We start from the raw sequence: 14,031 nt of genomic DNA, 5'->3' as shown, positions 1-14,031 counted from the left end.
TATATGACATTTGATCTCGTACTTGAAATTTTGGGCTTTACAATCGGGCTGCTGTATCTTTGGTGGGAATACCATGCGGATGCCAAGGTGTGGATTGCCTCGGTTGTGATGCCGGCTATTTCGATGTGGATCTACTATTCCAAAGGTCTGTATGCAGATTTTGGAATAAATATCTACTATCTTCTTATAGCAGTCTATGGCTTTGTGTCATGGACACGCGGCTCATCAAAAAGTAAGAACGGGTCACTTAGGATAACTCATATCGGATGGCTGACAGGCGTGGCCGCAGTCTGTGCCACACTGTTATTGTGGTGGTTTATCTGGTGGATATTGGTGACATTTACGGATTCGACCGTACCTGTGGCCGATGCTTTTACCACGTCGCTCTCTATCGTCGGTCTGTGGATGCTGGCAAGAAAATATGTCGAGCAGTGGCTGGCATGGTTTGTCGTTGACATTGTGTGTTGCGCTCTATATTATTATAAAGGTATAAATTTCTATTGTATACTTTATGGGATTTATACCATTGTCGCCCTGCTTGGCTTTCGCAAATGGCTTCGGATGATGAAAAGTCAGGATTAAAGCGGATAAAAGTGTAGTAGTGAAAATTAACGCTTTGTGTTAAAATACTTTAAATTGATATATTTTTACAAAAAAATGAGAGTAAAAGGCTTGTTGTTGTAGCAAAATGCTTAACTTTGCATCGGTTTCTGAAAAATAATGAAAAAGAAATCTAAAAGTTATGACCTCATCTGCAAAAAAAGCCGCCGAGGTGATTAGGTTCACCAAAATGCACGGCATCGGCAATGATTACATATATATAAATTGTATGGAATCTACTCCGGACCGGCTGCCTGAGCTGGCCATCGAAATGAGCGACCGCCATTTCGGTGTAGGAGGCGACGGCATAGTTCTGATATGTCCTTCTGAAGTCGCGGATTTCAAAATGAGAATGTTTAACAATGATGGATCGGAGGCTCGCATGTGTGGTAACGCCTCCCGTTGCATCGCCCGATATGTCCACGACCACGGTCTCACTGACCGCAAACGCATAAGCCTTGAAACCCTGTCGGGTATCAAGGTTTTGTCGCTTAATATGAGCGGTGACGGAGAGGTTGAAAGTGTGACTGTAGACATGGGAGAGCCGGAATTTCGCCCGGAGCTGATACCTGTTCACACCGAATCCGGACGAATGGTTGAGGAAGTTGTTAAAACTTCACAAGGCGAAATCAAAGTCACGGCTGTCTCAATGGGTAATCCTCACGGTGTCATATTCGTGGACCGTATAGAAGATGTGGATTTCGATGTCTTGGGCCCGGAACTTGAATCTCATGCTATCTGGCCTGATCGTGCCAATATCGAGTTTCTTGAAGTGATTTCCCGTTCCGAGGCCAGAATGAGGGTCTGGGAGCGTGGTACAGGTGAGACACTCGCTTGTGGAACCGGCGCATGCGCATCGGCTGTGGCTGCTGCCCTCACAGGGCGTTGCGACCGAAAAGTGACCATACATCTGCGTGGCGGAGACCTTGCGGTAGAGTGGGGAGAGGACGGTCATGTCATGATGACAGGGGGCGCGACAGAGGTGTTTGACGGTATTTATTACCGACAACATTGATTTGTCTTCGATAAAGCGTATCTTTGCATTTGGAATTTTCATATACCGGTGTCCAGCTTTTCCGCGATATTTCAAATCTGTTGATCAAAAAGCAAAAAATAAGAATTCAAAATATAAGGTAATGTTCAGGATTAATGACAATTTCACCAAGCTTCCGGCTTCATATCTTTTCAGTGAGGTGGCCCGGCGTGTAAAAGTATACACCGAATCAAATCCGGGTACGGATATAATAAGAATGGGCATAGGTGATGTTACCCGTCCGTTATGTCCGGCCGTCGTAGAGGCTCTTCACGCAGCTGTCGATGAAGAGGCGAAAGGTGAAAGTTTTCATGGCTATGGTCCTGAACAGGGTTATGGCTTTCTCAGTGAGAAAATTGCCGAGTTTGACTATAGAAGTCGCGGCATAGACATCGGCACAGATGAAATTTTTATAAGCGACGGTGCCAAGAGTGATACCGGTAATATCGGAGACATACTTTCTACTGCCAACCGTGTCGCAGTGACCGACCCTGTCTATCCCGTCTATGTCGATACCAATGTAATGGGTGGCCGTGCAGGAGAGCTTGGAGAGGACGGCCGTTGGAGCAAGATTGAATACCTCCCTTGCACGGCTGAAAATTCATTTGTCCCTGCTCTCCCGGTGAACAATCCTGATGTCATCTATCTGTGTTATCCGAATAATCCCACTGGAACTACCCTGACACGTGCACAGCTGAAGGTCTGGGTCGATTATTGCCGTGAACACGGAGCGTTGCTGCTGTTTGATGCGGCCTATGAGGCTTATATCCGTGAAGACGACGTGCCCCATTCAATCTATGAAATCGAAGGAGCGAAGGAAGTGGCCATAGAATTCCGCAGCTATTCAAAGACAGCCGGATTTACAGGCATCCGTCTCGGTTACACCGTAGTGCCGAAAGAACTCAAGGGTGTGGACGAAGCGGGACGGTCAGTTGCACTCAACGGTCTCTGGCGTCGTCGGCAGACAACAAAATTCAACGGCGCAAGTTACCTCACACAGCGTGGCGCTGAAGCGCTTTACACTCCAGAAGGTCAGCGACAGGTTAAGGAAAGTATTGATTATTATCTTGAAAACGCCCGGATGCTTCGCGTCGGACTGGCAGAGGCCGGCTATGAGGTCGTTGGCGGTGTAAATTCCCCCTATGTATGGCTAAAGACTCCTGACGGCATGTCGTCGTGGAAATTTTTTGATCATCTGCTTGAACGCTATCATATAGTAGGCACTCCCGGCAGCGGTTTCGGACCTTCGGGTGAAGGCTATTTCCGTCTGACGGCATTCAATACCCACGAAAATACGCGCCGTTGTGTCGACCGTCTCACAGGAAAATCATAAGAATATATAAAGCAAATAAGTAAAAGTTACCATAATTTCTTAATCCCAACACATTATGTCAAGTTTAAGGTTCAAAGTTGTTGAAGAGGCTTCCAACCGCAAAGCAGTTCCTGTTGATATTCCTAAAGCACGTCCGCAAGAGTACTATGCAAGCAAAGTGTTCAACCGTGCCAAGATGTATGAGTATCTTCCGATTGATACCTATAAAGCCCTCATCAACGCCATTGACAACAAAGAGCCGCTGTCGCGCAAGGTAGCCGACAGTGTGGCCGAAGGTATGAAACGCTGGGCCATCGACAATGGTGCCCGTCACTACACCCACTGGTTTCAGCCTCTGACCGAGACCACAGCCGAGAAACATGACGGCTTCGTGGAGCATGACGGCAAAGGTGGCATGGTGGAGGAATTTTCAGGTAAACTCCTTGTCCAGCAGGAACCGGACGCGTCAAGCTTCCCCAATGGCGGTATCCGTAACACTTTCGAGGCCCGCGGATATTCGGCATGGGATATTTCGTCGCCTGCCTTCCTGATGGATAATACACTTTGTATCCCGACAATCTTCATTTCATATACAGGAGAGTCGCTCGACTATAAGACTCCGCTTCTGCGCGCGCTTTCCGCTGTCGACAAAGCCGGTACGGCCGTTGCCCGCTATTTCGACCCGAAAGTAAACCATGTCATTTCGAATCTCGGCTGGGAGCAGGAATATTTCCTCGTTGACGAGGCTCTCTATGCAGCGCGTCCAGACCTCGTGTTGACAGGCCGTACGCTCATGGGTCATGAGTCGGCGAAGAACCAGCAGCTTGAGGATCACTATTTCGGTGCTATTCCTTCGCGTGTCGAGGCTTTCATGCTCGATCTTGAGATCGAGGCTCACAAACTTGGTATTCCGGCCAAGACCCGCCACAACGAGGTTGCTCCAAACCAGTTTGAGCTTGCTCCGATTTTTGAGGAAACCAACCTTGCCAATGACCACAACATGCTCATCATGTCGCTTATGAGCGAGGTTGCGCGCCGTCATAATTTCCGTGTGCTTCTCCACGAAAAGCCATTTGCCGGAATCAACGGTTCAGGAAAGCACAATAACTGGAGTCTCGGCACTGACACAGGCACGCTCCTTTTCGCACCCGGCAAGACCCCGAAGGATAATCTTCAGTTCATCACGTTTGTTGCCAATGTCATGGCTGCTGTCTACCGTCACAATGCTCTTCTGAAGGCATCGATCATGTCGGCGACAAACTGCCATCGTCTCGGTGCCAATGAAGCGCCCCCTGCAATCATCTCGATTTTCGCCGGAAGCCAGCTTTCGGAAATCATAAACAAAATCAAGAATTCGGATAAGGATGATCTGATTGCTCTCGCAGGAAAAGAAGAGCTCAACCTCGGAGTGGCTCAGATTCCCGAACTTATGATTGACAACACTGACCGTAACCGTACCTCGCCATTCGCCTTTACAGGAAACCGTTTTGAGTTCCGTGCTGTCGGTTCGAGCGCTAACTGTGCTTCGGCAATGATTGCCCTGAATGCGGCTATGGCTGAGCAGCTGGCCGATTTCAAACAGAAGGTTGATTCACGTCTTGACGCAGGCGAAGAACTCCAGCATGCGCTCCTTGCCGAAATCAAGGCTCTGCTTCTCTATTCAGAACCGATCCATTTCGACGGCAACGGTTATTCGGATGAGTGGAAGGAAGAGGCTGCCCGCCGAGGTCTTGACTGCGAGACTAATCCCGCACTTATTTTCGATGCCTACCTGCGTCCGTCGTCGGTTGAGATGTTCCGTAAGACAGGTGTCATGAACCATGTGGAACTCGAAGCCCGCAACGAGGTTAAATGGGAGATGTATACCAAAAAGATTCAGATTGAAGCCCGTGTGCTCGGTGATCTTGCCATAAATCACATTATCCCCGTAGCCACCCGCTATCTGTCTATCCTTCTTGACAATATGGTGAAGATTCGCACTCTGTTCCCCGGCAACAAGGGTGAGGAGCTTTCTTCGCAGGATGCGGTTACGGTAGAGAAGATCATGCGTCACTGCTCTGTTATCAAGGAAGAGGTCGCCAAGATGGTCAACGCCCGAAAGGAAGCGAACCAGATTGAGACAGAGAGAGAAAAGGCGCTTGCTTATTCTCACGATGTAGCCCCTTGCCTGGAAGTTATCCGCTATCATATAGATAAGCTTGAGCTTCTTGTCGATAACGAAATGTGGCCTTTGCCTAAGTATCGCGAACTGCTTTTCATTCGTTAAATCAAAAAATGTGTGGTGCAAGTGACATTGCGCCACACATTGGTTTTATACAAGTGACAGCAACTGCAGCACACTATCCGCTCTCTGTCCGGATGTCTCCGATGTGGCGACGATGGCCGGAGAGCGGCTGTTTTGGCTAAGCTGAATAAAGAGTTTCAGGAAAAAATTTTCTATATTTGCATTTATTAATTTAATCTTCTATCTATATCCGGAATATGGAGATACTTAAACACGAGTGCGGAGTGGCGATGGTGCGTCTGCTCAAGCCTCTTGAATACTATAAAAAGAAATACGGATCTTACGCCTACGGTATAAGCAAGCTTTATCTTCTCATGGAGAAGCAACACAACCGCGGGCAGGAAGGTGCGGGAATCGGAGTCGTGAAAATGCACTCTGTTCCCGGGAATGAATACGTGTTTCGCGAACGCGCTCTCGGTAAGGATGCCATACAGGAGATTTTCGAAACCGTAAAGGATAAGGTCGAGAAGGCCGGAATCGTTGACCGCGATGCTGAATGGGTCGAGAGATATGCCCCTTTCCTTGGAGAAATCTATATGGGACATCTGCGCTATTCGACCACTGGCAAGAGCGGACTGTCATACTGTCATCCGTTCCTGCGTCGCAACAACTGGCGTTCGCGAAATCTGCTGATGTGTGGCAATTTCAATATGACAAACGTCGATCAGGTGTTTGACGGCGTGGTTGCGTGCGGTCAGCACCCCCGCATCTATAGTGACACGGTGGTGCTTCTCGAACAGCTTGGCGACTCACTCGACAAAGAGAACCATCGCATCTATCGTCAGTATCGAGATTCAATGGAAGGTCAGAAACTGAGCCGGACCATAGAGGACAATCTCGACATGCAGCGTGTGCTGTCATCGACCGCTCCGCAGTGGGACGGTGGATTTGTGATTTGTGGTGCTACAGGTTCGGGCGATATGTTTGCCCTGCGTGACCGCCACGGCATCCGCCCTGCATTCTACTATCATGATGATGAGGTGGTGGTGCTTGCTTCGGAGCGTCCTGTTATACAGACCGTATTCAATGTCGCCCGTCGCGATGTGCATGAACTTATGCCCGGAAAGGCGCTCATAGTCACCAAGGGCGGACAGATGAAGGTTTCCGATATTCTCGGTGAAGGAGAAAACCGTCGCTGCTCGTTCGAGCGTATATATTTTTCGCGAGGCAGCGATGCGGATATCTATCGTGAGCGCAAACAGCTTGGATGGAATGTCGTTCCGGCAATCATGAAGAGTATCGACGGAGATTTAGGCCATTCGGTGTTCTCGTTTATCCCGAATACTGCGGAAGTCGCGTTTATCGGTATGGTCGGAGGCCTTATGCGGGAACTCGACAAAAGAAAGGAGCGCGAGATTCTCGACGCTCAGGATGCGGGGACACTCACACCTGAACTTCTGTCAGAAATCATGCGCCGTGACCTGCGGGTCGAAAAGGTCGCTATCAAGGACATAAAGTTGCGTACGTTTATAGCTGAAGGTGAGTCGCGCAACGACCTTGCCGCCCATGTCTACGACGTGACCTACGGTATTGTAGAGAACAATGTGGACAATCTCGTGGTGATTGACGACAGTATCGTGCGCGGTACGACACTCAAACAGTCGATTCTCAAGATGCTCGACCGTTTGCATCCGCGCAAGATTGTCGTGGTGTCATCATCGCCTCAGGTGCGCTATCCTGACTACTATGGAATCGACATGTCGAGAATGGGTGAGTTCATAGCCTTCCGTGCGGCTGTCGAATTGCTGAAGGACAGAGGAATGGATTATGTGCTTGACGACACCTACCGCCGTTGCAAGGAAATGGAAGGTGTGCTTGACATCGAACTGCGCAATTGTGTAAAGGCTATCTACGCTCCATTCACGCAGGAAGAGATTTCGCGCAAGATTGTGGAGATGCTTACAGCCGACGGGTTGATAAATGCGGAAGTCGATATTATCTATCAGACGCTCGACGGTCTTCGCGAGGCCATTCCCGATTGTCCCGGCGACTGGTATTTCTCCGGCGATTATCCGACGCCGGGTGGAATCCGTCTGGTCAACCGTGCATATATCAATTTTTACGAAGGCAATACCGATAAACGATGAAACACACCACCTCTCTCCCTCCGGTTGGACTTTCCGGAATTCTGACATCGTTAATGATTTTATTCTGGTCAATGTCTGCCTGCGGGCGGACGTTGACCAAACGTTTTTATGTGGATACCCCTGTAGTGTTGTGTGATTCGTCAGTGTCGGTCGGCATAGAATGTGGCGAAGGAATCAGCTCGACGATGATTGATGTCCGCGGTGCGATGGAGGGGATAGGCGAACGTCCCGGACTTGCACCTGCCTATTGGGGTATTGACATGGTGGCAGGCAATGATACGCTGCGGCTGACGTTGCGTCATGGCAACAGTGCTTTCGGCGATATTCTTGACCGTCGGCAGAATATCATTTCATTGTACAGGAACGGATTGCCTGTCGCTGAGAAAGATGTGAGCCGGTTTGAATCTTCGTCGGGAGTCTATAATACCCTGCGTGTTGAGATTGACAGGCGTAGCAGTGTGTTGAATGTGGCCGGCGGAGGGAAAAGCGTGGATGATATATTCAGTGTGCCGTTGGCTTCGGCCGACAATCCGGAGCGGCTGATTGTGTGGGGCAGGGGACATCTTACTCTGTCGTCGTTCTCGGTGGAGAGTGTCATGAGTCCACAGCATGCGTTTGCTTCTACATGGACAGCAGATAAGCTGACGGAATATCTGTCACAGTCTGACGATGAGATTGAGGGCTACTGGCGCTATCTTGACCGTGAAAACGATCCGGTCTATGCCCGTCCGGGAGGGCGTTATCTCCTTGCGCTTGTCGGGAACGGTGACGGTTATGATATAATCTATGTGGACGGGGCTGAGACCCGGCGCGACCAATGGATGCCGATGATGGTCAAAGGCCGTCTGAAGCCTACGGTCTTCATTGACCATTATGATCTTGAATGGACTGATGCGACTTTTGAGACAATTGACAGGGACATTCATGCGTCGGTGACAGACAATGCTATCCTCACCCTGTCGTTTCCGTTGCTGAAGACGACATTGCGGTTTTCTAAAATGCCACCGGCAAGGAAATGAAATCTATCAGGCGGCTCTACATGCTGCCTATGACGAGGAAGGTAAGACCTATGAGCAAGAGGGTAAGGTCTATAAGCTTGAGTCTGATATTTTTTTCGTGGAGGGCTATTACACCATAGAAGAATGACACGATTACACTTCCACGTCTGATCATCGACACCACGGCAATCATTGACCCCTCGATGGAAAGGCTGTAGAAGTATGCTATGTCTGCCACGGTAAGAAAGACCGAGATGAGGGGGATGGTCCATCGCCAGCGGAGCGGGGTAGCTCCGTGGTTATTCCTGAGTATCAGACCGATTGTGATGCCCATTATGACCATTTGGTAGAGCGAATACCAAGCCTGTACCTCAAGCGGTTCGTAGCGGGTCAACAGGTATTTGTCGTAGAGCGCACTGACCGCACCCATTGCTGTAGCGCCGATGGCCATCCATACCCATTTGCTTGATTTAAGGGAGAATCCTTCTTTGCCGCCTACGCGGCTGATGAAAAACAATGACCAGAATCCGAGTATCACACCGGCCCATTGCCAGAGGTTGAGTCTTTCGCCGAATATGAGCAAAGCTCCGACGAGCACGAGGACCGGACGTGAGGCGTTTACAGGTCCGGCGATAGTCAGGGGAAGATGCTTGATGCTCGCATAGCCTAATAGCCATGAGGTCAATACGATTCCTGATTTAATCAGTATAGCGCCATGACCTTCGAGGCTGTTTCCGAGTCCGTAGTTGCCTTGAGATACGCCTATGATTATTATCGGCAGCATCAGAATGGAACTGAATACTGTGTTTAGAAACAATACGCCGAGTACGTTATTGCCGTCGAGCGATAGCTTTTTCATCACATCATAGAACCCGAGGCACAGGGCGGAAACAATTGCAAGTGTAACCCACATAATTTAAAATCAGATTTTTTTCGGTCTCTTGGTGGACAGCAGGAATGTGTTTTTTGCTGTCGCATTTATGAGGGAGAGGTGACGGAAGATGATTTGGCAGATGCTATATTGTTTTGATGTTTTCAAGGCAGTCAGGCCAAAAAATCAGATAATCCTGTTACGAAGGTGCAAAGGTAGTGCTAATTTTTTGAACGGAGGTTTATTTTGCAGTGTAAATTCTGTCAGGACTGAATTTTTGAAACAATGCAGAACCAACCGGTAAGTGCGATATTAGTGATTCTTGTCAAAAGTAGATCTTTTCATATAGGTTGGAATCTCTGTCGGTGATGACATTTCAGATTGTTAAAAGGCAATGACAGAAATAAATTTTGTGGTGTGACCGTTTCAATGTGAGTATAGTTTTGGAAAACTCGATAAAAATCCTTACCTTTGCACGCAGAAAAGCCGAGCGGCCATGCCGAGGCGTTTTTCTATGGACAAATTTCGATTATTCCGTTTGGATTTTCAAGATATTTGGTCCGGTAGCTCAGCTGGATAGAGCATCTGCCTTCTAAGCAGACGGTCATGCGTTCGAGTCGCATCCGGATCACAAAATGGTCACTCATCGAGTGACCATTTTGTTTTTTAGATTCATTCCGTATGTCTGCGCAGATTTTGCCGGACAATGATGGTAGGACTTTTGTCCATGATTATCTGCATATATATTATCTCCTATATGTTATCTGCCGCCTGCTGTTGATGTATTGACATCTGCATCGGCGTTTATGAGCTTATGTGCTCCGCGTTTCTGACGTCCCCATTGGAAATTGTAGCTGACACTTATATATGGCATTCTCATGTCGAGGCGCATGTGCTGTTCGTTTGTGTTCCATTTGCTCAGCATTTTTGAGCCTTGATCATATTTTCCGAATGGCATTATTATTCCTGTGCTGAACTGCCAGTTTTTCCAATTATATGAAAACTGTATGATTGACAGGTTTTCTCCCCAGCTGATTTTTTCGCCCCAAAGATCGTGTTGCGCGCGGACATATTGGCCGATAAGTTCAAAACCCCAGTGAGACAGCATGATGTTGGCGTTGCCGCTCCAATTATGATTGTAAAGTCTGTAGCCGGAGCCTTTCATACATTCAACACGATACTGGATATGTCCGCTTGCCATCATCCAGTCAGGGATGATCTCGATTTGTGGCGACAGGAAAAATGTGAGATTCCGCAGACCACGGCTGTTTTCGTATGATGTGATGAGTTTGTTTTCATCCCAGTAAAGATATGGAGTGATCGCATTCGGGCTGTTGAAGGCGCGTACTCCGAATGTCCCGGCAACGCGCGGAAGGTTGAAATTATAGCGAAATGTCAGCATGTAGGAACTTGCGGTTTTCAGATTGGGGTTACCGATGCGCCATTGGAATCCGTCAATCTGTTGTGGCGCTATATTTGATTCTGAAAGAGAAGGCGTTGATTGCCATGACTGAAAGCTTAGTCTAAACTGGTGGTCTTGATTAAGACGATAGGACACAGTGGCTTGCGGCCGGAGATTCCATGAATGGTTGCCTTGGTTAGTCTCTTTAAACAGATAGTCGGTATACTGGGCTCCAAGTCCGGCAGTGACGGTGACATTATTTAGCCGTTGGAAATATTCGGTGAAGAAGTAGACTTTATCCTGACGCTGATGGAAAATTTCGCCTCCAAGATTCTCATAAGTTGAACGGTTTCGGTTTGCAGTATATGATGCGCCTATGGTCAGACGTGAGTTTCTCCACTTCCGGATATAGTTTGCCTCTAAGCCGTAAGCCTGATTTTGGTCCTTGATCATGGTGTGGATGTCTGTCAGGAAGTCAGAATGATCAGGAAGCTGCTCAATATAATCGGAATAGGATTTGCCGAAGTAGAGGGAGCTGTTGAAATCCACCACGATGGTGTGCTTACCGGCAAAATGATGTTCGAGATATGCCGAGAATTTTGGTGTTGTTCCCTTGGAGCCATGTGAGTCGGTGAGGATTATGTCGTCTGTGCCGTCACTGAGTGATAAGAGGCCGTTTGACATCCAGTTGTCGCTGAATGTAGGAGCTACGCTCGCGGAGACATAAAATGTCGTGGTGTCAGGCTTGATATAGCTGTAAGAACTCCACAGACGGCCGAATGTATTGTCAACGTGTCCGCCGAGCGGAGATTCCGTTCTTGTCAAAGAATTTCCGTCGGGATATGTGAAAGTCTCCTTGTAATCACGGTGAGATTTGACATTATCGGTCAGTTTGAAGAGAGAGCCGACTTCAAATTGCGAACGACCGTTGTTGAACTTACTGTCGGCGAAATAGTCGCCCCATGCGGAATTCAGAGCCTGCCGACCCTCAGCCTGAAGTGAACCGCCGAGTGTGGGATTTGCAACGATGAAGTTCAACACATAGTTCGCACCGTTGTAACGCAATCCCGGATTGTTGATCCACTCGACGCGTTTTATGGTCTCCGGCAACAGGGCTTTGACCTCATCGACTGAAGATGCACGTCCGTTGATGCGTATCTGTACGGACTGACCGGCAGCTGTTATTGTTCCGAGCGCATCTGTTACAGTCAGCGATGGAATCATGAGGTTGGTGAGGAGCTGCATGCCGTTGCGGGAATTCTCTATGGCGCTTCGCGACGGATAGTAGACATCCATATCGGCCTTGCGGATGACTTTGGGTGCTTGGACTACGACTTCGTTTAGTTCATGTGCGGGGATAGAGTCCACTGCCTCCTGTGCGATTGCTATGGCATGGATGGCTGTTGCGGCTACTGCAATAATGATTTTGTTAAAGATTGTCGTTGACATATTGCGATATGATTTAAATGATTTCATACCGCAAAATTATATCCAAACCTATCTTAACGCCAAAGCTAAAAGTCTTAATAGACTTTTTATAACATATTGAATATCAGTATGTGTCTGTCTTAAAAGTCTTAATGCTATCATGAAGTATCCAAATGGTTCTAAACAGAAGCCTCATGTCGGAGAAAAGCTACGATATCCTCCTTTTCGGGGACTCCGAGCTTTTTCCTTACCGATGATTTTCGGACGTAGATAGTGGCTGTCGTCTGCGAAGTGATGACACTGATTTCTTTAGTCGAGAATCCGGCTATCATAAGGACTATGATCTGTTCTTCTTTTTCGGTCAGCACATTTCCATACCGCTCATGAAGCAGTGAATAGAATCCTGAATACAGGTTGTCGATTATTTCATATACGTTTTTCCAGTTGACAAGTGCTCCGTTGGTGTCGCTGCCGATTGACGATATTTTCCTAAGCATCTCACGGTTCTGTTCCGTCGGTGTCTCAGCGACCATTTTGATGATTCCGAGTTGCTGGAGCATGGCACGTCGCAATGATTCATGTCCGTTTGACGGCGTGGCTGGTGCGCTCAGCTCATCTACCATCTTTTGCAAGGTTTCTGCTCTTTCTTCGGCTTCGATTGTCTTTCGTTTGCGTTTCTGTATGTTCCATACAGCTCCAAGGCTTATGATTATGGATGCAAGCAGGACAATAATCAGGATTGCGGTGTTGCGTTCATTCTGAGCCTTCAATGTCAACGCACGGTTTTCTTGTCGCAGTGCGTTTTGTTCGGTCTCCCATCGTGTTGATTCCATCCGGTTGAAACGGTCGCGCTGGCTATTGTTCAGTGTCGCCAGCTGGATTAGTTTTATCCTGCCATTTTTTCTGTACTCAAGAAATTCTCTGAGAGGACCGACAAAACTTTCGTAATAATTATTGTCCACATCGATTCTGTCTTTGGCGCAGCTGTCGGCTATCGCCAATTCGTGTGTTGCCTTGGCGAATGCTCCCGTATTGAAATAATTCAAAGCTTTCCATAAATGTAGGTAGGGTATTGCAGAATTGTGAGGGGCGTGTTGCAGTATATAATCCACCTGAGCATTGCTCTCGTCATATCGTCCGATTTCTTCTAAAATACCGACTTTCTCATAGGTATACTTAAAATGCTCATTTCCGAGATGATTCATGCGGGCGTGATCAATCAACCTGTCAATTATAATCAATGCGGAATCGCCATGTCCGGCGTACTGATAATTTTCACATAGCTGATACGTGTATTCAATCTGATTGGCCGAATCATTGTCCAGTTCAAGTAATCGTTTTATGTATCTGAGATTGTTTTTGCTGTCAAATTCAGCTCCACCGATTCCGATTCTTGATTGGAGTAATTGTATCATTAGTCTTTGTGGTATATCAGGAAGCGCAACTATGGAGTCAAGCAATCCCAAGGCCCTTTTTCCGTCACCTACCCAGAAAAGATACAAGGCATAAAGGTCGCCGCTTTGCAAGAAACGGTTATTGTCGCGATCTCTATAATAATCGAAAGAAAAACGGATTAGAGAGTCCGACACCATTGAGCTTTCCTTGGCCTTATGTGCCGAAGCTGTTACAAGATGATACAACGCTCTCAGTGAATCCTCCTTAAAATCAGACGGCTCGATGTCGTTTACCAATGCTAACGCACTGTCTGAGAAGATATATGCAATCCTTTCAGCTTCTGCAAGGATTTGTGTATGGTCGGTTGAACGTTTACATGAAACCATGCCGACAACCAATGTAAGTATAATCAAGGTTAAGTATTTCATATCAGGCACAAAGTTACACAATTTACAAAACCATAGAAAATGGTGACATTAAAAATGCGATAATCTGATGCTGATTTATAGTCATGCTTTAGCGTTAATAAGCTTGTTCACATGGATAATATATATAATTACAGGAATGGTCCAATGAGTTTTGCAGTTTTTGAAAATAATGATTTTTTCGTAATTTTGTACA

Annotated in this window: 9 protein-coding genes and 1 tRNA gene; 7 read left to right on the top strand and 3 right to left on the bottom strand. The window is 47.5% G+C overall.

What is annotated here, in order from left to right:
• Positions 1 to 3: 3 nt before the first annotated feature.
• From pnuC to E7747_RS15110, 6 genes are all read left to right on the top strand, one after another.
• Entirely contained in the window at positions 4 to 582 is a 579-nt protein-coding gene (pnuC, locus tag E7747_RS15135) for a nicotinamide riboside transporter PnuC (RefSeq protein ID WP_136416839.1), read from the top strand.
• A gap of 160 nt (positions 583 to 742) precedes the next feature.
• Entirely contained in the window at positions 743 to 1,615 is an 873-nt protein-coding gene (gene dapF / locus E7747_RS15130; protein WP_262710053.1) for a diaminopimelate epimerase, read from the top strand.
• A 121-nt stretch (positions 1,616 to 1,736) separates the two neighbouring features.
• Positions 1,737 to 2,966: an LL-diaminopimelate aminotransferase gene (locus tag E7747_RS15125; RefSeq protein WP_136416837.1), complete on the top strand. Its 1,230-nt coding sequence runs from the start codon at positions 1,737 to 1,739 to the stop codon at positions 2,964 to 2,966.
• Positions 2,967 to 3,021: 55 nt separating this feature from the next.
• Positions 3,022 to 5,211 carry a glutamine synthetase III family protein gene (locus tag E7747_RS15120; RefSeq protein WP_136416835.1) on the top strand — a complete coding sequence of 730 codons (2,190 nt, stop codon included), beginning with the start codon at positions 3,022 to 3,024 and terminating at the stop codon, positions 5,209 to 5,211.
• Between the two features lie 215 nt (positions 5,212 to 5,426).
• Complete coding sequence (locus E7747_RS15115; protein ID WP_136416834.1) at positions 5,427 to 7,316, top strand: amidophosphoribosyltransferase; 1,890 nt, start codon at positions 5,427 to 5,429, stop codon at positions 7,314 to 7,316.
• Positions 7,317 to 7,426: 110 nt separating this feature from the next.
• On the top strand, positions 7,427 to 8,335 hold the full coding sequence (locus E7747_RS15110; protein WP_136416832.1) for a hypothetical protein: 909 nt from the start codon (positions 7,427 to 7,429) through the stop codon (positions 8,333 to 8,335).
• A gap of 16 nt (positions 8,336 to 8,351) precedes the next feature.
• Here E7747_RS15110 and E7747_RS15105 read toward each other — a convergent pair whose 3' ends face one another.
• Entirely contained in the window at positions 8,352 to 9,227 is an 876-nt protein-coding gene (locus E7747_RS15105) for an EamA family transporter (RefSeq protein ID WP_123615038.1), read from the bottom strand.
• 515 nt (positions 9,228 to 9,742) lie between these two features.
• Here E7747_RS15105 and E7747_RS15100 point away from each other — a divergent pair.
• Positions 9,743 to 9,816, top strand: a tRNA-Arg gene (locus E7747_RS15100).
• A gap of 129 nt (positions 9,817 to 9,945) precedes the next feature.
• Here the strand turns inward: E7747_RS15100 and E7747_RS15095 are convergent.
• Both E7747_RS15095 and E7747_RS15090 read right to left on the bottom strand, forming a co-directional pair.
• Complete coding sequence (locus E7747_RS15095) at positions 9,946 to 12,063, bottom strand: outer membrane beta-barrel protein (RefSeq protein WP_136416830.1); 2,118 nt, start codon at positions 12,061 to 12,063, stop codon at positions 9,946 to 9,948.
• 131 nt (positions 12,064 to 12,194) lie between these two features.
• Positions 12,195 to 13,838 carry a LuxR C-terminal-related transcriptional regulator gene (locus E7747_RS15090; protein ID WP_136416829.1) on the bottom strand — a complete coding sequence of 548 codons (1,644 nt, stop codon included), beginning with the start codon at positions 13,836 to 13,838 and terminating at the stop codon, positions 12,195 to 12,197.
• Positions 13,839 to 14,031 lie beyond the last annotated feature (193 nt).

Source organism: Duncaniella dubosii (assembly GCF_004803915.1).
GTDB lineage: Bacteria > Bacteroidota > Bacteroidia > Bacteroidales > Muribaculaceae > Duncaniella > Duncaniella dubosii.
This window is presented reverse-complemented; position numbering and strand designations above follow the sequence as displayed.

Excerpts from the sequence above, each read along its gene's own strand:
- pnuC (WP_136416839.1), top strand. The coding sequence starts at position 4 with ATGACATTTGATCTCGTACTTGAAATTTTGGGCTTTACAATCGGGCTG.
- dapF (WP_262710053.1), top strand. The coding sequence starts at position 743 with ATGACCTCATCTGCAAAAAAAGCCGCCGAGGTGATTAGGTTCACCAAA.
- E7747_RS15125 (WP_136416837.1), top strand. The coding sequence starts at position 1,737 with ATGTTCAGGATTAATGACAATTTCACCAAGCTTCCGGCTTCATATCTT.
- E7747_RS15120 (WP_136416835.1), top strand. The coding sequence starts at position 3,022 with ATGTCAAGTTTAAGGTTCAAAGTTGTTGAAGAGGCTTCCAACCGCAAA.
- E7747_RS15115 (WP_136416834.1), top strand. The coding sequence starts at position 5,427 with ATGGAGATACTTAAACACGAGTGCGGAGTGGCGATGGTGCGTCTGCTC.
- E7747_RS15105 (WP_123615038.1), bottom strand. The coding sequence starts at position 9,227 with ATGTGGGTTACACTTGCAATTGTTTCCGCCCTGTGCCTCGGGTTCTAT.
- E7747_RS15095 (WP_136416830.1), bottom strand. The coding sequence starts at position 12,063 with ATGAAATCATTTAAATCATATCGCAATATGTCAACGACAATCTTTAAC.
- E7747_RS15090 (WP_136416829.1), bottom strand. The coding sequence starts at position 13,838 with ATGAAATACTTAACCTTGATTATACTTACATTGGTTGTCGGCATGGTT.